Here is a 19,446-nt window from a genome sequence, read left to right as displayed (position 1 = left end):
TATGTGAGGGCGCGCCTGTGGCGGAAAATTGCCGCCGCGTCCAGCGCCGATTGCACGCTTCGGCCCTCAAGCCTATCGCCGCCCCATGAATCTGAGCGCGATTGTCACTGAAACCTGGAATGAGTTGGCCGACGAGCGGGGCAGCGGCAATCCAGCCCGCTACATTCCCGCCCTAGCTCTGGTCGATCCGAGAAAGTTCGGGATCGCGCTGGCTACGCCCGACGGCAGGGTTTTCTGTGCAGGCGATGCGGACGAATCGTTCTCGATCCAGTCGATATCGAAGGTCTATGCCCTTGCATTGGCGCTTGAGCGGGAAGGTCCCGCTTTATGGGACGCTGTCGGACGTGAACCGTCGGGCAACGCCTTCAACTCCATCGTACAGCTAGAGCGCGAGAAGGGCATACCTCGTAATCCCTTCATCAATTCGGGTGCGATTGTAACGACTGATCGTTTCATCGGCGATAGTTCGCCGGACGAGGCGGTCGCCGATCTTCTGGTGAGGCTGCGGCGCATGGCGCGCGATGAGACGATCGACTTCGATGCGGAAGTAGCCCGCAGCGAGAGCGAGACGGGTTCGCGCAATCGCAGTCTTGCTTATTTCCTTGAAGACTTCGGACGGCTCTACAACCCGGTCGAAGATGTCTTGTCAGTCTACTTTCGGCAGTGCGCGCTGAGACTGAGTTGCCGCCAACTGGCCGAAGCAGCACTTTTTCTGGCATTTGATGGCACAGACCCGGTCACGGGCCAGCAGATGTGCGGCGCGAGCCGTGCGCGGCGCATTAACGCGCTGATGCTGATGTGCGGGCACTACGACAATTCGGGTCAGTTCGCCTTCGAGGTCGGCTTTTGCGGCAAGTCGGGCGTCGGCGGAGGCATTCTAGCGAGCGTGCCGGGCAGGGCAGCGATTGCGGTCTGGTCACCCGGGCTGGGAAGGTCAGGTACCAGCGTGCTCGGCGCCAAGGCCCTGGCGCGCATCGCGATGCGAACCGGTTGGTCGGTATTCAGCGGGCAGCTACCTGAAATCTAGAGAGCACCGAAGGTCCAGCCTTCGGTGCGGGCGATGGCGGGCGTGAGACCGGCAGGATCCCACCGTTCAGGCTCATGCGCGACTGCGCGCAACCATGCGGCCGTCAGCAAGGCATCGGTCGTATGATCGTCCACTTCGCCAGTGTCCTGGACAGGAGGGGATCCGAGCGTCGCAAGTGCGTCATTCAACGCCTCATAACTGCGCATCTTTGCCTTGGCCGCGCTGCGGCCTGCTTCCAGCGCGGCGAGGCTGGTATAAATCTCTACCACGACAGACCCTGTTTCCGGGAATGGATCGATCGGCCAGACCGGCAAACTTCCGCGAAGGTGATGAAGCATACGCATGCCAGTGAGACTGGATTTGCCCACTTGCGCTGCGCCGACGAGGTTGAAATTGGAGTAGGGTTTGCATCCCATCGCTGCCTGAGCCTGCTCCGTGACCCGAAAACGTCCGCGCCCGTGTTCGGCCCGGTCGCACCGAAATCGCACGCCTGTTTCGATACCGTCGCGAAAATATGGACGCACGCTTGAATCGCCCACAAAGGTGTTGGCCCCGAGATTTGGTTCGTCCTGCGCCAGATCATCGATGAACTGCCAAAGGGCGGGAGCGTCGGCAGGAGACTCGGGAAGCCCCGGGAAATAGGCACCGCAATCCGCATGGGGCAAACCGATGCCGAGGTCGAGCCCGACCAGCGTATTGCCAGGTAAGTCATCGCGCAACACGGCGAGGACCTCTTCGCGTGACCATCGGTGCTCGACTAAAACCGGCGAACCTCCGCTCGCATCTGCCAGCGCCAGAGCGATGCCTTTCTGCTTTTTGCCCTTCGCGCCCGACCAGTCGATGGCGAGAAAGTTCTCAAACCTGCGCACGGTCTCGCCTGAGTTTGTCCCAATAATCGAGCCGCTTCTTTACCTCGCGCTCGAAACCGCGTTCGACGGGCTCGTAATAGCTTTGCGCTTCCATATCGTCGGGCCAGTAATTGTCGCCCGAAAAACCTTCCTCGGCATTGTGATCGTAATTGTAGCCTGCGCCGTATCCGATGTCCTTCATCAGCCTTGTCGGCGCGTTGAGGATGTTTTGCGGCGGCATCAGGCTGCCGGTCTCCTTCGCTGATTTGAAAGAGGATTTCTGTGCCTTGTAGACCGCGTTCGATTTAGGGGCGGTGGCCAGATAGGTGCAGGCCTGTACCAGCGCGAGTTCGCCTTCGGGACTGCCGAGAAATTCATAAGCGTCCTTGGCGGCCATGCATTGCACCAGCGCCTGCGGGTCGGCCATGCCGATGTCCTCCACTGCCATGCGAACGAGGCGGCGGGCAAGGAACCGCGGCTCTTCGCCCGCGGTCAGCATACGGGCGAGGTAGTAAAGGCTCGCCTGAACATCGCTGCCTCGCACGGCTTTGTGAAGTGCCGAGATGAGGTTGTAATGCCCTTCACGGTCCTTGTCATAGACAGCGACGCGGCGCTGGAGGAACTTGCCCAGTGCAGCCGGGTCGAGCGGTTCGGCGATCTTCGCATTGTAGAGCGTTTCGGCTTGATTGAGGAGAAACCGGCCATCCCCGTCCGCGCTCGCCACCAGTGCATCGCGTGCCTCCGCAGTAAGGGGGAGGGGGCCCTCGAGTTCCTCTGCACGATCGAGCAACTGACCCAGCGCCTCTCGGTCGAGCCGCTGCAGAATCAGCACCTGAGCTCTGCTCAGCAGTGCGGCATTGAGCGCGAAGCTGGGATTTTCGGTCGTCGCGCCGACCAACGTGACCGTGCCGCGCTCGACGAAAGGCAGGAAGCCGTCCTGCTGCGCGCGGTTGAATCGGTGGATCTCATCTACGAAAAGCAGTGTACGCTGGCCGGCTTCCGCCGCTTTGTCGGCAGCGGCGAAGGCCTTCTTGAGGTCCGCTACGCCGCTGAATACCGCAGAGACGCTTTCGAAGCGCATGCCGACGCTATCTGCCAGCAAACGCGCGATGGTGGTCTTCCCTGTCCCAGGCGGCCCCCAAAGGATCATGCTGGACAAACGGCCTGCCGCCACCATTCGTCCGATTGCACCTTCGGGGCCCGTCAGATGATCCTGCCCGATGACCTCGGAAAGCGAGGCGGGACGCAGCCTGTCTGCCAGCGGCGCATCTTCGCGCACTTCGCCGGATTTTCGTTCTTGCGGAAGGTCTTCGGGAAATAGGTCGGCCATCGCGAGCCTACCTAATCACTCGGCCGCAGATTGCCACCCGCCGTCCTCAGGTGGCTCGGCCGCGCTGGTGATGAAGCCGCAAATAGGTGTCGACCACCGCCTGATTGATTGTATCCCAGCTATAGGCACGTGCAGCGCTTTCACCCGCAGCGCCGTGGGCGAGACGCAAATTGTCGTCGGTACAATAAGCTGCGAGGGCTTCGGCACAGCCTTTGGAGAAGGCGTCGGTCTTGCTTGGCGGGACAAGCTGCCCGGTCTCACCATCGTGCACTAGGCTCGCTGCACCTGTCGCACCGGCAGCAACGACGGGCAAACCGCAAGCCATGGCTTCAAGCGTTACGTTGCCAAATGTCTCCGTAATCGACGGATTGAAGAAGATATCGCCGCTGGCCAACGCGCGGCCGAGATCCTTGCCGGTCTGGAAACCGACGAAAGTACCGCCGGGTAACGCCCTTTCGAACCATCCGCGAGCTGGACCGTCACCGATCACGAGCACTTTATGCGGGACTTGGCGCTTGCGCAGTTCGACAATCGTATCAGCGAACACGTCGAGCCCTTTTTCCATCACCAGACGTCCGAGGAAGACGATGGCGACATCGTCGTCAGCGAGTCCGTTTTCGCGGCGCCATTGCAGGTCGCGCTTCGATGGATCGAAAACATCCCGATCGACACCTCGCGACCAGATCGAGATATCGTGGTGCATGCCTTGCGCTTTGAGTTCGTCGATCTGGCTCTGTGAAGGAGCTACGAGGGCGTCGGTGCGGTGGTAGAAGCGGCGGAGCAAGGCCTCTACCGCCGGTTCGAGAAAGCCGAGCCCGTAATAGCGGGGATAGGTTTCAAATCTTGTGTGGACGCTTGCAAGGATCGGGACGTCGTTATCGCGCGCCCATTTGACGGCGGCATGCCCGGTCGGATCCGGCGCTGAGACATGGACGAGATTGGGCCGGAATGCTTCGAGATCTTTTCGAACATCGCTGCCAAGGCCTAGAGTGAGCCGGTATTCGCCCCGGTTTTTCACCGGCATGCGCATGTTAGGTACATTCACGAGGTCGCCCGTAGGCGGAAAATCGGGGTTCTCGACGACCGGTGCATAGACCCGCAGCGCCGCGCCCTGTCGCAGAACGTAATCGGCCAAGCGGTTCAGTGCCTGGTTGCAACCGTCGCGGGTGTAATTGTAGTTTCCGCTGAACAGCGCGATACGAAGGTCTTTGGCTTCCATCGGGCGCGACATAGGAAAAGCTGTGTCGTTTGGCGAGGGTTAGCGTGCGTGCACCAGCCATCTTCTGACAGGACCAGCCTATCGCGCCCGAGGAACGACAAGGGCGGTTCAGCACTTTAGAGAGCGAACCGAAGCTTTCGGGGTGCATACCTATTTCAGATTGACTCCCAGACAAGCAACTTTATTGCCGCCAGCGGGCCACGCGGTCCCAACGCCGCGCGTGCTCTCTGCAAGGAGAGAATACATGACTGCTGAACCGACGCTCAAGCCAGAGCGCCCCTTTTTCTCGTCCGGGCCGACCGCCAAGCACAAGGGCTGGTCTGCCGCCAATCTCAAAACCGAATCGCTCGGCCGCTCGCACCGCAGCGCCCTCGGCAAGTCGCGGCTGAAATATGCCATTGACCTGTCGAAAGAAATGCTCGGCGTGCCAGAGGATTACCTCGTTGGCATTATGCCGGCATCGGATACCGGCGCGCTGGAATGCGCAATGTGGACGATGCTGCGCCCCGATCGTCCGGCCACCGTCGCGGCGTGGGAAAGTTTCGGGAATGTATGGATTCAGGACGCTGTTAAGCAGCTCAAGCTGCCAAAGCTTACCACGCTCGACGCCGATTACGGTGAAATTCCGGACCTTGCTTCGATCCCGCAGGACAACGACGTCGTCTTCACCTGGAATGGCACAACCAGCGGCGCGAAGATCCCAAACACCGAGTGGCTAGCTACGGGCCGCGAAGGCGTCACGATCAACGATGCGACCAGCGCCGTTTTTGCGATGGAGATGGATTGGGCAAAGCTCGATGCCACGACCTACAGCTGGCAGAAGGTGATGGGCAGCGAAGCCCAGCACGGCATGCTGATCCTGTCGCCCAAGGCTGTCCAGCGGATCGAGGAATACGATCCCGAATGGCCGCTACCCAAGCTCTTCCGTCTGAAGAAGGGCGGCAAGATCAATACCGGGATTTTCGAAGGCGCGACGATCAACACCCCCTCCATGCTCGCCACCGAAGACTACATCGAAGCGCTCGAATGGGCGCAGGCGATGGGTGGCCGCAAGGCAATGTTTGAGCGTGCCGACGCCAACGCGAAGATCGTGAAAGACTGGATCGAAGCTACGCCCTGGCTGCGCAACATGGTCTCCGACCCGGCCAAGCAGACGAATACCGGCGTGTGCTTCGTCTTCCAGGGCGACTGGTACGACAGCCTTTCCGACGAGGATAAGGCAGGCGTGCCGAAGAAAATCGTCAAGCTCCTCGAGGAGCGCGATGTCGGCTATGACTTCAACGGCTATCGAGACGCCCCGCCGTCACTGCGCATCTGGTGCGGCGGCACGGTCGAACAGGAAGATTTGAAGCGTCTCCTGCCGTGGATCGAGTGGGCTTACGAGCAGGTCAAGAACGGCTGATCCGGTTGGCGGCCCCCATGTCGGGCCGCCGCCTTCCCCCCCTATTATTGCCCGACGACGCGTCGGGAAAACGACAGGAATTTTCCGTCATGAGCAAACCCAAAGTCCTCATCAGCGACAAGATGGACCCGAACGCCGCAAAGATCTTCGAAGAGCGCGGGTGCGACGTTGATGTCATCACCGGCGAAACGCCCGAAGAACTGAAAGCCCGCATCGGCGAATACGATGGCCTCGCCATCCGTTCCTCGACCAAGGTAACGCCCGAAATTCTCGACGCGGCGACCAATCTCAAGGTCATCGGCCGCGCCGGCATTGGCGTCGACAATGTCGATATACCCTATGCCAGCGGCAAGGGCGTGGTGGTGATGAATACCCCCTTCGGCAACTCCATCACGACGGCCGAACACGCGATTGCGATGATTATGGCGCTCGCCCGCCAGATTCCGCAGGCCGACCGCCGCACGCAGGCGGGTGAATGGCCCAAGAACGATTTCATGGGTGTAGAGGTTACCGGCAAGACACTTGGCTTGATCGGCGCGGGAAACATTGGTTCGATTGTTGCCTCCCGTGCGCAAGGCCTCAAGATGAAGGTTATAGCCTTCGATCCGTTCCTGACCGCAGAACGCGCATTGGAGATCGGGGTTGAGAAGGTTGATCTCGACACACTGCTGGGCCGCGCCGATTTTATCACGTTGCACACCCCGCTGACCGATGAGACGCGCAACATACTCTCGAAAGAAAACCTCGCGAAGACGAAGAGGGGCGTGCGTATCGTGAATTGCGCGCGTGGTGGTCTGATCGTTGAAGAGGCTTTGGCCGAAGCGCTCGACAGCGGACAGGTGGCAGGCGCGGCGCTGGACGTGTTTCAAAGCGAACCGGCGAAGGATTCACCCTTGTTCGGCAAGCCCAATTTCATTTGCACCCCGCATCTTGGCGCCAGCACGACCGAAGCGCAGGTCAATGTCGCGCTACAGGTGGCCGAGCAACTGGCAGACTACCTCGTCAACGGCGGCGTAACGAATGCGCTTAACATGCCGTCGCTAAGTGCAGAAGAAGCACCCAAGCTTCGCCCCTATATGGGACTAGCCGAAAACCTAGGCAGCCTCGTGGGCCAACTCGCGCACGGCAATTTGACCAAGATTTCCATTGAGCGCGAAGGTGCGGCAGCAGAACTTTCGGGCAAACCGATTGAGGGTGCTGTACTGGCTGGATTGATGCGCCAATATTCCGACACGGTAAATATGGTCAATGCGCCCTATCTCGCCAAGGAACGCGGTCTCGACATCCGTTCGATCCGTCACGAAAAAGAGGGCGCCTATAACACGCTTCTGCGCGTCACAGTCGGTACGGAAAGCGGCGACCGTTCAGTGTCCGGTACGCTGTTCGGTGCAGATGCGCCGCGCCTGACCGAAATTTTCGGCGTTCGTATCGAAGCCGAACTCGACGGTCACATGCTCTATATCGTCAATGAGGACGCACCAGGCTTCATCGGCCGGATCGGTTCGCTTTTGGGGGAGAACGGCATCAATATCGGTACTTTCAACCTGGGACGCCGTGCCGCAGGCGGGGAAGCGGTGCTGCTCCTCAGCGTCGATCAGCCGATCCCGAATGAGGTCGTGAAGAAAGCCTGCGCGCTGGAAGGCGTGAAGACGGTAATGCCACTGGCATTCTAACCGGTGATAGGGCAGGGGACGCGGCGCTATGACCAAGCCAGACGATCTCCTGCCCATCGGCCTTGAAGATGCGCTGCCCGCGCGAGCCGCCACCATCACCCGCGCCATGCGCGATGTGCTGCAGGCGATGGACAGCCACGGCTACGACCGCGTGCGCCCGCCGTTGATCGAATTCGAGCAATCACTCGCGGGACGGATGGAAGGCGTGGCTACGCGCCGGATGGTCCGTTTCACTGACCCAGAGAGTTTGCTAACGCTAGCTCTGCGCGGCGACATGACGGTGCAGGTGGGGCGTATTGCTGCTACCGGCCTAGCCGACGCGCCGCGTCCCTTGCGCCTCTGTTATGCCGGAGATGTGGCCTTGCTGAAAGCCGACCAACTCGATCCGGCCCGCCAGCGGCTTCAGCTTGGCGCTGAATTGATCGGGCGTGATAACGTAGCTGCCGCTATCGAGGCTGTGACTGTCGCGTTGGATGCCCTTGAAGCGGCCGGTATTACTGGCCTTTCGGTCGATTTGACGCTGCCCGATCTCGTCGACACGCTCGCCGAAGAGGCTCTTCCACTTCCCGCAGACAAGCGCGAGGCAGTGAGGCGCGAGCTCGACATGAAGGACGCAGGCGCCCTGAAAGCAGCTGGGGGCGATGCGTATCTGCCGCTTCTTTATGCGACCGGCCCTTTTGACCAAGCTGTCGAGAAGCTTGCTGCAATCGATGCAGGCGGCGTTCTGGCGAGCCGCATTGCCGCCTTGCGCGAAGTGGCGGCGGCGCTGCGCGGCCGGGTACGCCTGACACTCGATCCATCCGAACGCCATGGTTTCGAGTACCAAAGCTGGTTTGGCTTTACAGTCCATGCCACCGGCGCGCGCGGCGCGCTTGGCCGAGGCGGTACTTATGCCATCAAGGGGACTGATGAAGCGGCTACCGGCTTCTCGTTGTACATGGAGCCGCTTCTCGAGGTACTTGGCACCGATAATACTGAAGCCCGCAAGACGATCTTCCTGCCTTTGGATCATGATCGCAATCAAGCCCTGCATTTGCGTGCAGAAGGGTGGCGCACCATCGCGGCCAATGCGGAAAGCGATGAGCCTGCGTCGCTAGGCTGCACACATATTTTACAAGGCGGCGAGCCGATGGCGCTCTAGCCAGCTTTCCATTGCTCGTGTTTGGCCATGACGACCGTAAACAGGTCCGAGCCAGTCAGGCTCTTGAGCCAGGCAGTGACCCCTTCGAGTTGCTGTGCGGCAAACCAGGCCTTGTCGGCATTCACAAATTGCCGGACGAAGGGAAAGACGGCGATGTCGGTAAAGCCGCGTATCTCGCCGCAAAGATAGGGCGCCATAGTCAGCCGCTCTTCCAAGACGCGCAGGTGCTCGACAGCCTTGGCGCCGTGTTCTTCCGGGTCCACACCGTCGTAGCGCGTCGAATATTTGTAGCGGTCGAGATGGTGCTTGAAGGGCCCGTCATTGGCGGCGAGTAGTTCGTCGTCCTGCCGTTTCAGCCAATTCTCCGGATCGCGATGGCGAAGTGCCCAGCGCATGATGTCGAGGCTTTCCTCCAGCACGCCCGCTTCTGCATCAACGAAGACCGGCACGGTGCCCTTCGGCGAAACCTCGAGCATCTCGGGCGGCTTGTCGCGCAGGACGACCTCGCGATGCTCATAGGCGAGGCCGCTGACGTGTAGCGCCATTCGGGCTCGCATCGCGTAAGGACAGCGGCGAAAGCTGTAGAGTATAGCTTCAGTCATGGTCTTCAGGACGACCGATGTGCTCTGCTCCGCGCGCCCTTGCGAGGCTAGCCTGCCGATGCCGTTCTCGGTAGCGCGCGCGCTGCTCTTCGGTGCGCTCTCCGTGGCATTGGTGACACGAAACACCGGTCTCAAAATGTTGATGGGTCAGGTCTGCCTCGGAAAGCGGGCGGCGACAGGCGCGGCAGAGGCTATGGCTGCCGACTTCCAGCCCATGCTTCACGCTGACGCGCTCGTCGAACACGAAGCATTCTCCCTGCCAGCGGCTATCGCTCTCAGGGACTTCTTCCAGATATTTGAGAATACCGCCCTTCAGGTGAAACACCTCGTCCAGCCCTTCGCTCTTCAAGAACGCGGTGGATTTCTCGCAGCGGATACCTCCCGTGCAGAACATGGCGATCTTCGGCGTTCGGCCTTCGGCTTCGAATTCTTCCCGCCGGGTACGGAACCACTCGGGAAACTCACGGAAGGAGCTGGTTTGAGGATCAATCGCGCCCTCGAAAGTTCCTATTTTTACCTCATAGTCGTTGCGGGTGTCTATCAGGATGGTGTCCGGATCCGATATGAGCGCGTTCCAGTCCTGCGGATCGACATAGGTACCCACGCCGTCGAGTGGGTCCAGGCCGGGCTGGCCCATGGTGACGATTTCTTTCTTCAGGCGCACCTTGGTCCGGTGGAAGGGCATTTTGGCCGCTCGCGATTCCTTCCACTCGAAATCGGCGCAGCCCGGAAGGGCACGAATGTAATCGAGCACCGATGTAATGCCCGCATCGCTGCCGGCTATTGTTCCGTTGATGCCTTCCGAGGCGAGCAGCAGGGTGCCGCGTACATCGTTTCTTTCTGCGCAGGCGAGCAGGCCGGGTCGCAGGGACGCCGGATCTTCGAAGCGCGTAAAGTGGTAGAGCGCGGCGATGCGGATGGGGGGCTGGTCGATCACGGCGGGCCCTTTAGCAGGCACACCGCCAGACGATCAATCGTCGAGCACTTTTGTCAGGTCAGCCAGTTCGACATCGCTCATCATGCCAAGGTAACGGTGATAGTAAGGCACATGAGACGCGCCGACGATCGCCAGAACCCGGCGCCCGGGCCCGATCACCTCGCGAAGATTTCCTACCATCCGCAGGTTGCGGGTTTCCCAATATGCCAGATACCGCCGACCTGTGTTGCCCGGGAGCTTCGAGCCTGCAGCAGCGCCGAAATCTCCGGCCATCGTATCTGACATTTGTGAAGGATCATTGATTGCGCGATACCAGGCCAGGACATCGCCGCTTTCGAGGAAGGCGTGCTGCGATCGCTCGCTTCTTTCCAGCAAGCGCTTTACCGCGTCATTGTCCCAAATCTCCGCTATCTCGGCTCCGAAGATATTGTCATCGGAGATTCCAGAGGCACGATCTCCAGTGTGATCATCGACCGGATACACCCGCTCCAGCCCAAGACGGGCTGCGAGCCTTGAGGCGATGATGCTGTCTTCGTCGCGACCCTGCCCCCGGCGCTGGAGTATCTCCACGAGGAAAGGAGTGAGATGCTCGTCCGCGCGGCGCTCTGTCTCCGCGAGCCTGTGCCACTGGACCAGCGCCGATGTCGGTTCGCCCATGGCGAGGAACAGAGCGGCCAGGCGACGCCGCTGGCCGGGCGTTCGTTCTGCCATCGGTGCCGCAAGCAGAGCCTCGACTTCCTGTTCCGCCTGCGCGCCGGTTAGGCCCAGGGCCAAGCGTGCTGGCGTCGGATCGGGGCAATATTCGTCAGCCGTGCCCTCGTAAGCAAAAAAATGTGCGCGAAGATAATCGCATTGCGGCCCCGAAAGCGCCTCATTGGCGATCGCTTCCGGTGCCCACTCTTGCAGGCGTTCGAGCAGCGGATCGAATACCTCTCGATCGTAGTCGGCGGGCAGGCCGCTGAGATGTGCTGTGCCGAGCACGAGCACTTCGCTCCGATCGCCACGTTGCCGCGCCGCGTCGTCGACTACATCGACTGGATCGAGAGGCGCGACGGAAGAAGCGAGGCTGGCTGCGGCGATAAGGGAAAGCAGATACGACAAGAGGCAACTCCTTTCAGAGCTGCCTCGGTGTCATGACGACCTAATACGGTCAATATCAATTAAGTTCGGCGGGATGCGGCCCCATCCTTCCGTCGGGATCGTCCAGAGCATCAATTCTCGACATCTGGTCTTCGGTCAATTCGAACGAGAGCGCCTTGAAATTGGCCTCGATATGATCGCGGCTGGTAGCCTTGGGAATGGGGCACAGCCCGTGCTGCAGATGCCAGCTCAGAATGACGGCACTGGCCGGCTGGCCGGTTTCTTCGGCGATCGCTGCGATGGTGTCGTTCGAAAGACCTTCGCCCTGACCGAGCGGCGACCAGCTTTGCGTCACAATGCCCAATTCCTGGTGAACTTTGCGCAGTTCGCGCTGTTGGAAGGTTGGGTGAAGCTCAATCTGGTTCAAAGCAGGTGCCACGCCGGTCTCGTCGATGATGCGGCGAAGATCCTCTTCGCGGAAGTTTGATACACCGATCGACTTTGCTTTACCTTCCTCGCGCAGTTCGATGAACGCCTTCCACGTGTCCACGAACTCGTTCTTCTCAGGGCAAGGCCAATGGATGAGCAGCATGTCGACATGGTCGCGGCCCAGGCGTTCAAGACATTTTTCCGCCGCACGCTTAGCGCGATCGAAGCCCTGGCTTTCGTTCCAGACCTTGGTCTGCAGAAAGATGTCGGACCATTCTCCAACGCCTTTTCCCACGCCCTTTTCGTTTTCGTAAACCGCGGCTGTATCGACCAGCCAATACCCAACGTCGATCGCGGTCGAAACCGATTTGGGCGCGTCTTCCTCTGACAATTTATATGTGCCGAACCCCAACTGCGGGATTCGGCGGCCATCGTTCAGGTCGAGAGTGGGATAGTCTTTCATAAAATCTCCTTTGCCCGATCAATGGAAGAGCGAGCGGAAGTTTCCGAAAGACGTATTCCGTCCGTGTGATATCTGCGCCGACCGGTGACTGGCGCGCTTACTGAGTGGTCATGAAACCCAGGTCGGGAGTGGCAAACCGCCCGATATTCGGCGCAACACTCGGCATCTCGCCCGGACTGACCCCGAACCATTTGGCCAGCGTCGCGGAATATTGGTCGACCGACGTACTGGGCAAGAGGCGTCCCTGCTTGACCTGGTCGTCGGTGTCAGTCGAGATGTGGGGGGCGGTGCCATAGAACCTGCCGCCATTGACCGCGCCGCCCATGATGAAGTGGTGGCTGCCCCAGCCATGGTCGGAACCGTCACCATTCGAGGTTAGGGTGCGGCCGAAGTCCGAGGCGGTGAACGTTGTGACCTTGTCGGCGACCCCCAATTCTGCAGTGGCCTGATAAAAGGAATTCAGCGCCCCATCCAGCGCGGCGAGCAGGCCTGGGTGCTTTCCAGGCAGTCCATCGTGAGTGTCGAAACCGCCCATCGAAACCATGAACACCTGACGCTTCACGCCGAGCGAGCCCCGTCCGCCGATCAGCCGGGCGACCAGCTCGAGCTGTTTGGCGAGGCCATTACCGCCATCGAATTGAGTATTCAGGCTGACACTGCCGAGTGCATTGTTGACGAATTCGCCATACTGTATCGAACGTGCGGTCATATGCGCATAGTCGTTCGCCAAAATGCTGCCATTGTGCTGGCCGAGGATCGTCTCGAGCGCGGATCCGGCCGCACGAGAGCCCAGCAACCAGCCACCATAGCCTGCTATCTTGATCGCGCCGGTTCCGTTTACCTGATAGGGAGCCGATGTTTCGCCTGACAGGAATACGGTGTTCCCCGAGGCATTTATGCCGGTGAACATGGCGTTGGTGTTGTGGGACTGCGCCAGATCCGCCATCCGGCCGCCCCAGCCACTTTGCGCACCTTCGGGAAGGCTGGACTGCCAGGTCGATTGCTGATCATTGTGCGAAAAGAGCTTTGCCGGTCGCGGATAGCGCACATGATTGCTGCTTTCATATTCGGCGCGGGTCAGCGGCGCGACGAGAGGGCCGACATTGAGCAATGGCGTCATATGGCCGGCGTCGAAGCGCGCCTTGAGGTGCGGCATCGTCGGAGCAAGAGCATACAGGATGTCGTCGGTCAGTTGCTGATCGTCCGGCGGGGCAAGAACGGTCGAAGAAAGCTGCGACCGGTCGAGGCCCACGCCTGTACCGTCGGATGCAAGCCCCCGGATCGCACGGTACCTGCCGTAATTGGCCGGGTCGAAGGGGATCAGCGTGTTGTTGTGATCATTGCCGCCGAGAAGGAAGACGCACACCAGCGCCTTGTACCCATCGCTCGAATCAAAGGCAGCTGCTTCGCCGATCCCCGCAAGGCCGAGCGCATAGCTGGATGCGGCCCCTAGCGATGCCAATTGGGCCGAGCGGCGCAGGAAGGCGCGACGCGAAACTTCGGGAAGATTTCCGATGAACATGTCTCGTCTCCTCAGCGCTGGATCAGGTAATCGTAGGACGCCATCACGAGCATGACGGCGATGTAGATCATGTTTAGCTTGTCCTGTTCAGGACTTGCCTGGGTCACGTCGATCCCCTCGAGCACCGTGAGGATTTCGCTGCGAGTTGCCGCCATCAGTTGATTTCCAGTCAGCAACAAATCGAGCCTGTCGAGCAGCGCTGACCGATCATGCGCAATGGCAACTTCTGCCGAATACAATGGCTTCACATCGTTGGAGCGCGAACCTTTGCCGCGAATGGTCTGCTGCATGAAGTTAAGGTAGGCTGCGACCGTGGTTTCGTTCACCAGCTGGAATTCCGGCGCGACCATGTCGTTGGCGGCAGCTTGCGAATTGGTGGAGAAATAAGCCGGTCGAAAATAGTTGAACACGGAAGGCGAGCGGAGCGGCGATTGCGCCAGACCATAGGTGCTGGAGTCCGTGCTCCCGATATCCCATTTGCCGCTTGCCGATTGTACGCCAACCGTGCGCGCCCACTGGATGTAGCGCAGCATCGGCTCGCGCAGCTTTCCGAAGCGCGGATCCGACAGGCCGCTGTCGGACAGCGCCTCATCATCGAGAAGGATCGCCTTGAAGACCGCGCGCAGATTCCCGCGCTTCCCGGTTCCATCATCGTTGAAAGTCTGTGCCACACGCGTGACGTACGCCGGGCTCGGGTTGCTAGTGACCAGACGCTGGATCATCTGCTTGCCGAAGAATGGACCGACATTTGGATGATTAAACAGCGTATCGAGTGCGATCGCCAGGCTTTCGGCAGGACCGGTCCCAGCCGGAATCGTTGTGCCGAGGAAGCTTTTTTCTTCCGGCGAATGAAAGCTTTCGCTGCGGGGATAGCGCCATTTGCCGGCGTCTGCTGTCATCGGACGCATAGCTACGTCAGGGTCGGGTATCTGCCAATTACTGCCAGATGGGTGAGGGTGCATCGTGGTTTCGGAGAAATCGAGATCGTAGCCGGTGAAGACTTTGGCGATGCCGGTCACATCCTCATTGTCGTAAGTCTCTATCGGCTGGCCGGAACCATTTAATCTGTCTGTGCCGTCGATATTCAGATCGTGCAGGCCGATGGAGAACAGCTGCATGATCTCGCGGCCAAAGTTTTCATCCGGTACGCGTCCGGTCCGGGCATCGGCCTTCCGGTTACCGCGGGTGTTGAGATAAACGCCCATCACCGGCGCCAACGAGACATCCTCCAGCAGATCGCGGAAATTGCCGAAAGCACGGTCGTTGAGCATATCCCAATAGGCGCCCATGCCCTGGCTTCGCCAGATCAGGCTATCGACCGAATTGAGAGAGACTACAAAAAATTCCGAAAGGGCAAGGGCGATCCGTTTGCGGACCCCGCTGCCACCAGCCATCAGCTGGTTCCAGATCATCGCATCGGCGGGCTGGGTGCGGGAGTAGTAACTATTCGCATCGATCCGGTTGAACCCGCGCGATTCGAAGAATTCCGCCGCCGACTGTGCATTGGTTGCATCCATTTGACGGTCCAGCCACGGCTCGTAACCGATCTGTTTCAGGTCGGAAATGTCCTGTGAGGATACCGAAAGCGACGCATGAAGCGCAAAGCGCGCGGCCTGCGCATCGGTTTCAGGCTTTCTTTCGTCTTGCTTGACGCTTCCCGTCGCGCCTCCGCCAGATGTTGCGCTGCCTCCACCTGCACCATCCGCACTCGCTCCGCCGCAAGCGGCAAGGTTGACGGCCAAAGCGCCAATGGCAGCGGATTTGCCGATTGTACCGCCAATCGAGGCCTGCCTTGTTTCGGTATCTGCTGATGTTGGAGAGGCCTCGCTTTCGGGCGCACTTGCCCCCGTCGGGTCGAGCGTAATATCGTCGAGCATGTTTATCCCCGTCCGTTGAGAGCGCCGATCCAAAGCGCTCGATCCGATAGCCAGTCTGGCTCGGCAGGGTAGAATTTGTATAAAAGAACCTGTTTAACGCAAGATAAAGCATTTTATTAAGAGTTTATGCTTAGTTATATTCAGAATATGCTGGATGTTGGGTGGTTTCTTTTCCCGGGGCGTAGGTTAATTTCAGGTCAGCAAATTCATATTTTCCCCGCTGGCAAAAATGGATCGCTTCCGTCTGAAGGGCACAGGCTTGCCCTGTGCGTAGCGGTGCCCTAATCGCCGCGCGCTGCCCGGAATCGAAGCGGGGCGCGCTCAGCAGGAAGGAAATTTCGTGGCGAACGTAACCGTTATCGGTGCTCAGTGGGGTGATGAGGGAAAAGGCAAGATCGTCGACTGGCTGGCCAGCCGCGCCGATGCCGTGGTCCGCTTTCAGGGCGGACATAACGCCGGACACACGCTGGTCATCGATGGAACGACTTACAAATTGTCGCTGCTGCCTTCGGGTATCGTGTCGGGCACGCTGTCGATCATCGGTAACGGCGTCGTGCTCGACCCCTGGGCCCTGAAAGCCGAAGTTGAAAAGCTCGAGGGGCAGGGTGTTGCCATCACCGCGGACAATCTCGCGCTTGCTGATAACTGCCCGCTCATCCTGCCAATCCACCGCGACCTCGACGGGTTGCGCGAAGCCGCTGCCGGTACGGGCAAGATCGGGACCACTGGTCGCGGCATCGGCCCGGCTTATGAAGACAAGGTCGGTCGCCGTGCGATCCGGGTATGCGATCTGGCCCACCTTGACGATCTCGGCCCCCAGCTCGACCGTTTATGCGCGCATCACGACGCGCTGCGTGCTGGCTTCGATCAGGCTCCGGTGGACCGGGATGCGCTGCTCAATGAACTGCGGGAAATCGCAGACTTCGTACTTCAGTTCGCGCAGCCGGTCTGGAAGCGCCTGAAGAAAGTCCGCAAGGCGGGAGCCCGGATACTGTTCGAGGGGGCGCAAGGCGTGCTGCTCGATATCGATCATGGGACCTATCCCTTCGTTACCAGTTCCAATACGGTGAGCGGAACCGCCGCCTCTGGCAGCGGCCTCGGCCCCAATTCGACCGGCTATGTATTGGGTATCGTAAAGGCCTATACCACGCGCGTTGGCTCAGGCCCTTTCCCCACCGAACTGGAAGACGAGATCGGCCAGCGTCTGGGCGAGCGGGGCCACGAATTCGGCACCGTCACCGGACGCCAGCGCCGTGTGGGGTGGTTCGATGCGGTCATCGTTCGCCAGAGCTGCTCGATCAGTGGCGTGACCGGGATTGCGCTCACCAAGATCGATGTGCTTGATGGGCTCGATGAGGTGAAAATCTGCACCGGCTATCGACTCCGCGGCCAAGTTTACGACTATTTCCCCAGCCATGCTGCCGATCAGGCAGCAGTAGAGCCGATCTACGAAACGATGGAAGGCTGGAAAGAGTCGACCGCTGGGGCGCGCAGTTTCGCCGACCTTCCGGCCAACGCGGTGAAATATGTTCAGCGTATTCAGGAGCTGATCGAAACGCCTGTCTCGCTGGTTTCTACCAGCCCCGAGCGTGACGACACGATCCTGATGCGCGACCCATTCATGGATTGATCTTTCTGCCCGCACGTGCGGAAGTTAGGCATGCACTATGACAGATATGACTGAAATGTCCGGGCGCCCGGTGATCTCGGCGACAGGGTTGTTTACTCCAGAAGACAGCATCTCGAACGAAGAGCTGGTCGCCAGCTTCAACGAATATGTTCGTCGCTACAACCAGCAGCATTCCGACTCTATCGAGGCCGGCGAAATCACTGCCCTGACCGAAAGTTCGGTGGAATTCATCGAGAAGGCCAGCGGCATAAAGGCGCGGCATGTCATGGCGAAGCAGCCCGTGCTGGATCCTGACATCATGTCTCCGCGATGGCCTCAACGATCGAACGATGAATTGTCGATCCTTGCGGAAATTGGCGTGAAGGCAGCGCGTCAGGCTCTTGAGAGGGCAGGGCGCAAGGCTGAAGATGTCGATGCGGTACTTTGTGCTGCTTCGAATATGGAGCGGCCATATCCGGCTATGGCGATCGAAATCCAGCAAGCGCTGGGTATAGATGGCTTCGGCTTCGACATGAATGTCGCGTGCTCTTCAGCGACTTTCGGCATTCAGACCGCTGCTGATTACATTCGCGCGGGCAACGCGAAGAGCGTGCTCGTCGTCAGCCCGGAGATCACCAGCGGCCACCTGAACTGGCGCGATCGCGATAGCCATTTCATCTTCGGCGATGTCGCCACAGCAGTCCTGGTAGAAGATGCCGCGCTCGCGCCTGCTGAACATTGGGATATCCTGGGTACAAAACTCAAGACGGTTTTCTCGAACAACATTCGCAACAACTTTGGCTTCCTGAACCGTGCTTATCCGGAAGAAGCTGAAGGAGCCGACAAGCTATTCGTCCAAGAAGGTCGGAAAGTCTTCAAGGAAGTCGTCCCCATGGTCGCGCAGATGATCGTGGAAGAGGCCGAACGACTGAAGATCGATCCGCAAAGCCTTCGCCGCCTATGGCTGCACCAGGCCAATGCAGGCATGAACCGACTGATCGCACACCGCGTACTGGGGCACGAAGCCAGCGAAGATGAAAGCCCGACGGTACTCGATTCGTATGGTAATACCTCGAGCGCGGGCTCAATTATCGCTTTTCATCTGCACAGAGCTGATCTGCAGGCTGAGGATACTGGCCTGATTTGCAGCTTTGGCGCTGGTTATTCCGCGGGAACGGTGTTCGTCCGCAAAGCGGGCTGAGTCCAAGGTAATGCAAGACGGTCCCAAGCACGGAAGACGAGCGGCACGGCTCGCCAGATGCAAAATATCGCAACTAGTGAGACGAGGCCGTCGAGCGCGTAGTGGTAGGCAAGGTGAACCGATCCGATCCAGATCACTACCATAAACCAGAAGAACAAGCGCCCGGCCTTGGGTGAGATCTCGCGCGCTGCCAGCCAATAGAGAACCGAGATAGCGACGTGCATGGACGGCATCGCGGTGATCCCGCTGCCGATACTGCGTTCCTGATCGTGGAAGCGAGCGATCAGCATGTCCTGTACGCTTACGGTCATCACGCGGACCTGTTCATTCGCGGCGCGCAGGTAGTCCATCTGGTCAGTGAAGGTATCGATGCCAAGCAGGGGCTCGGCGAACGCCGGCCCTACCGAGGCGAGGCAGGTCGCGAGAAAGCCTCCAACCACCGACCAGGCGAGGGCGTAGCTCAAGAAGAAGCGGCGTCGCAGGTCGTCGGAGATCGACGGTAGCAGAGCCATGACGATCACGCCCGGGTACAGGAACATAACCCAAATGTGATAAGCGAACGCCATCGCTGCGGTGACTGCCGGATAGCCGAAGAGCGGTTGGAGAACTCGCCATGGATCGGTTCCGAAGAAGATCGCTCTATCCCACGCGATAAAGGTTGGATCCCAGCTATATTCGGTAAACATCGGAATCATCGACTTCATGCTGGAGAAGAGCGGGATGATCGTGGCGCAGAGTGCGATTGCGGGTAGGCTTGCGATAGCGAGGCGCAACGAATTCATGGAGAAATAACGCTGCCGTGCCCAAGCCAGGGGACGAGCCGGGCGATCGCGAAAGAGGCGCCAGCAGATGTCGACGAAGAAATAGATGATGCCGCAGCTGAAGAAGAGCGTGAAGCTGGAGAACGACTCGCCCACATCGTAATCGACGCCATAAGCTGACCAGAGAAACAGGCACAGCAGGCTGCAGGCAAAGCCGAAAAGATAAACAGGGATCTCGCCCCACCACCGGCGTGCGATGTCGTTCAGCGCTCTCATAACCGCGTGTTTACCATAGGCTGGTGAAGAAATTGCTAAGGGATCCGGC

16 protein-coding genes are annotated in these 19,446 nt (G+C 59.6%); 6 read left to right on the top strand and 10 right to left on the bottom strand.

Annotated elements, in window-relative coordinates; genetic code table 11:
• Positions 1-85: 85 nt before the first annotated feature.
• Entirely contained in the window at positions 86-1,027 is a 942-nt protein-coding gene (locus tag K3175_RS03100) for a glutaminase (protein ID WP_221541891.1), read from the top strand.
• On the opposite strand, the gene K3175_RS03095 is transcribed toward K3175_RS03100, so the two are convergent.
• Genes K3175_RS03095 through K3175_RS03085 form a run of 3 tightly spaced genes read right to left on the bottom strand, consistent with a single transcriptional unit; the run spans position 1,024 to position 4,424 of the window.
• Positions 1,024-1,896 (bottom strand): hypothetical protein, encoded by an 873-nt coding sequence (locus K3175_RS03095; protein ID WP_221541890.1) that lies wholly within the window; start codon positions 1,894-1,896, stop codon positions 1,024-1,026. The two genes, K3175_RS03100 and K3175_RS03095, sit on opposite strands and share 4 nt — an antisense overlap.
• The gene (locus K3175_RS03090; protein WP_221541889.1) at positions 1,883-3,205 is read right to left on the bottom strand and encodes a replication-associated recombination protein A; all 1,323 of its coding nucleotides are present in this window, start codon (positions 3,203-3,205) and stop codon (positions 1,883-1,885) included. Before K3175_RS03090 ends, K3175_RS03095 begins: the two co-directional genes overlap by 14 nt.
• A 46-nt stretch (positions 3,206-3,251) precedes the next feature.
• Complete coding sequence (locus K3175_RS03085) at positions 3,252-4,424, bottom strand: glycosyltransferase family 4 protein (RefSeq protein ID WP_221541888.1); 1,173 nt, start codon at positions 4,422-4,424, stop codon at positions 3,252-3,254.
• A gap of 244 nt (positions 4,425-4,668) precedes the next feature.
• Here K3175_RS03085 and K3175_RS03080 point away from each other — a divergent pair, with 244 nt between their 5' ends.
• From K3175_RS03080 to K3175_RS03070, 3 genes are all read left to right on the top strand, one after another.
• A complete protein-coding gene (locus K3175_RS03080) occupies positions 4,669-5,826 on the top strand; it encodes a phosphoserine transaminase (RefSeq protein WP_221541887.1) in 1,158 nt (385 codons plus the stop codon).
• An 89-nt stretch (positions 5,827-5,915) separates the two neighbouring features.
• On the top strand, positions 5,916-7,499 hold the full coding sequence (serA, locus tag K3175_RS03075) for a phosphoglycerate dehydrogenase (RefSeq protein WP_221541886.1): 1,584 nt from the start codon (positions 5,916-5,918) through the stop codon (positions 7,497-7,499).
• Between the two features lie 28 nt (positions 7,500-7,527).
• Positions 7,528-8,640, top strand: coding sequence for an ATP phosphoribosyltransferase regulatory subunit (locus K3175_RS03070; protein ID WP_221541885.1), 1,113 nt, complete (start codon positions 7,528-7,530; stop codon positions 8,638-8,640).
• On the opposite strand, the gene K3175_RS03065 is transcribed toward K3175_RS03070, so the two are convergent.
• From K3175_RS03065 to K3175_RS03040, 6 genes are all read right to left on the bottom strand, one after another.
• Complete coding sequence (locus K3175_RS03065) at positions 8,637-9,242, bottom strand: glutathione S-transferase (protein ID WP_221541884.1); 606 nt, start codon at positions 9,240-9,242, stop codon at positions 8,637-8,639. The genes K3175_RS03070 and K3175_RS03065 overlap by 4 nt on opposite strands.
• Positions 9,235-10,179 (bottom strand): oxygen-dependent tRNA uridine(34) hydroxylase TrhO, encoded by a 945-nt coding sequence (gene trhO / locus K3175_RS03060; protein ID WP_221541883.1) that lies wholly within the window; start codon positions 10,177-10,179, stop codon positions 9,235-9,237. Before trhO ends, K3175_RS03065 begins: the two co-directional genes overlap by 8 nt.
• 33 nt (positions 10,180-10,212) lie before the next feature.
• Positions 10,213-11,280, bottom strand: a complete 1,068-nt coding sequence (locus K3175_RS03055; protein WP_221541882.1) for a DUF5694 domain-containing protein — start codon at positions 11,278-11,280, stop codon at positions 10,213-10,215.
• Positions 11,281-11,335: 55 nt separating this feature from the next.
• Positions 11,336-12,151, bottom strand: a complete 816-nt coding sequence (locus K3175_RS03050; RefSeq protein WP_221541881.1) for an aldo/keto reductase — start codon at positions 12,149-12,151, stop codon at positions 11,336-11,338.
• A 97-nt stretch (positions 12,152-12,248) separates the two neighbouring features.
• Positions 12,249-13,673, bottom strand: coding sequence for a DUF1501 domain-containing protein (locus K3175_RS03045; RefSeq protein WP_221541880.1), 1,425 nt, complete (start codon positions 13,671-13,673; stop codon positions 12,249-12,251).
• 11 nt (positions 13,674-13,684) lie between these two features.
• Positions 13,685-15,550, bottom strand: a complete 1,866-nt coding sequence (locus K3175_RS03040; RefSeq protein WP_221541879.1) for a DUF1800 domain-containing protein — start codon at positions 15,548-15,550, stop codon at positions 13,685-13,687.
• Positions 15,551-15,890: 340 nt separating this feature from the next.
• Here K3175_RS03040 and K3175_RS03035 point away from each other — a divergent pair, with 340 nt between their 5' ends.
• Together K3175_RS03035 and K3175_RS03030 are read left to right on the top strand one after the other, a co-directional pair.
• Positions 15,891-17,180, top strand: a complete 1,290-nt coding sequence (locus tag K3175_RS03035; RefSeq protein WP_221541878.1) for an adenylosuccinate synthase — start codon at positions 15,891-15,893, stop codon at positions 17,178-17,180.
• A 37-nt stretch (positions 17,181-17,217) separates the two neighbouring features.
• Positions 17,218-18,360, top strand: a complete 1,143-nt coding sequence (locus tag K3175_RS03030; RefSeq protein WP_221541877.1) for a beta-ketoacyl-ACP synthase III — start codon at positions 17,218-17,220, stop codon at positions 18,358-18,360.
• Here K3175_RS03030 and K3175_RS03025 read toward each other — a convergent pair.
• Entirely contained in the window at positions 18,321-19,397 is a 1,077-nt protein-coding gene (locus K3175_RS03025) for a phosphatase PAP2 family protein (protein WP_221541876.1), read from the bottom strand. The two genes, K3175_RS03030 and K3175_RS03025, sit on opposite strands and share 40 nt — an antisense overlap.
• Between the last annotated feature and the right edge of the window lie 49 nt (positions 19,398-19,446).

The organism is Qipengyuania aestuarii (assembly GCF_019711535.1).
Classification (GTDB): domain Bacteria; phylum Pseudomonadota; class Alphaproteobacteria; order Sphingomonadales; family Sphingomonadaceae; genus Qipengyuania; species Qipengyuania aestuarii.
The sequence above is the reverse complement of the archived record's forward strand: the minus strand, read 5'-3'. Positions and strand labels throughout refer to the sequence as shown.

Bases quoted from the DNA above. Each gene is read 5' to 3' on its own strand.
- K3175_RS03100 (WP_221541891.1), top strand. From the start codon at position 86: ATGAATCTGAGCGCGATTGTCACTGAAACCTGGAATGAGTTGGCCGAC.
- K3175_RS03090 (WP_221541889.1), bottom strand. From the start codon at position 3,205: ATGGCCGACCTATTTCCCGAAGACCTTCCGCAAGAACGAAAATCCGGC.
- K3175_RS03085 (WP_221541888.1), bottom strand. From the start codon at position 4,424: ATGGAAGCCAAAGACCTTCGTATCGCGCTGTTCAGCGGAAACTACAAT.
- K3175_RS03080 (WP_221541887.1), top strand. From the start codon at position 4,669: ATGACTGCTGAACCGACGCTCAAGCCAGAGCGCCCCTTTTTCTCGTCC.
- serA (WP_221541886.1), top strand. From the start codon at position 5,916: ATGAGCAAACCCAAAGTCCTCATCAGCGACAAGATGGACCCGAACGCC.
- K3175_RS03070 (WP_221541885.1), top strand. From the start codon at position 7,528: ATGACCAAGCCAGACGATCTCCTGCCCATCGGCCTTGAAGATGCGCTG.
- K3175_RS03065 (WP_221541884.1), bottom strand. From the start codon at position 9,242: ATGACTGAAGCTATACTCTACAGCTTTCGCCGCTGTCCTTACGCGATG.
- K3175_RS03050 (WP_221541881.1), bottom strand. From the start codon at position 12,151: ATGAAAGACTATCCCACTCTCGACCTGAACGATGGCCGCCGAATCCCG.
- K3175_RS03045 (WP_221541880.1), bottom strand. From the start codon at position 13,673: ATGTTCATCGGAAATCTTCCCGAAGTTTCGCGTCGCGCCTTCCTGCGC.
- K3175_RS03040 (WP_221541879.1), bottom strand. From the start codon at position 15,550: ATGCTCGACGATATTACGCTCGACCCGACGGGGGCAAGTGCGCCCGAA.
- K3175_RS03030 (WP_221541877.1), top strand. From the start codon at position 17,218: ATGACAGATATGACTGAAATGTCCGGGCGCCCGGTGATCTCGGCGACA.
- K3175_RS03025 (WP_221541876.1), bottom strand. From the start codon at position 19,397: ATGAGAGCGCTGAACGACATCGCACGCCGGTGGTGGGGCGAGATCCCT.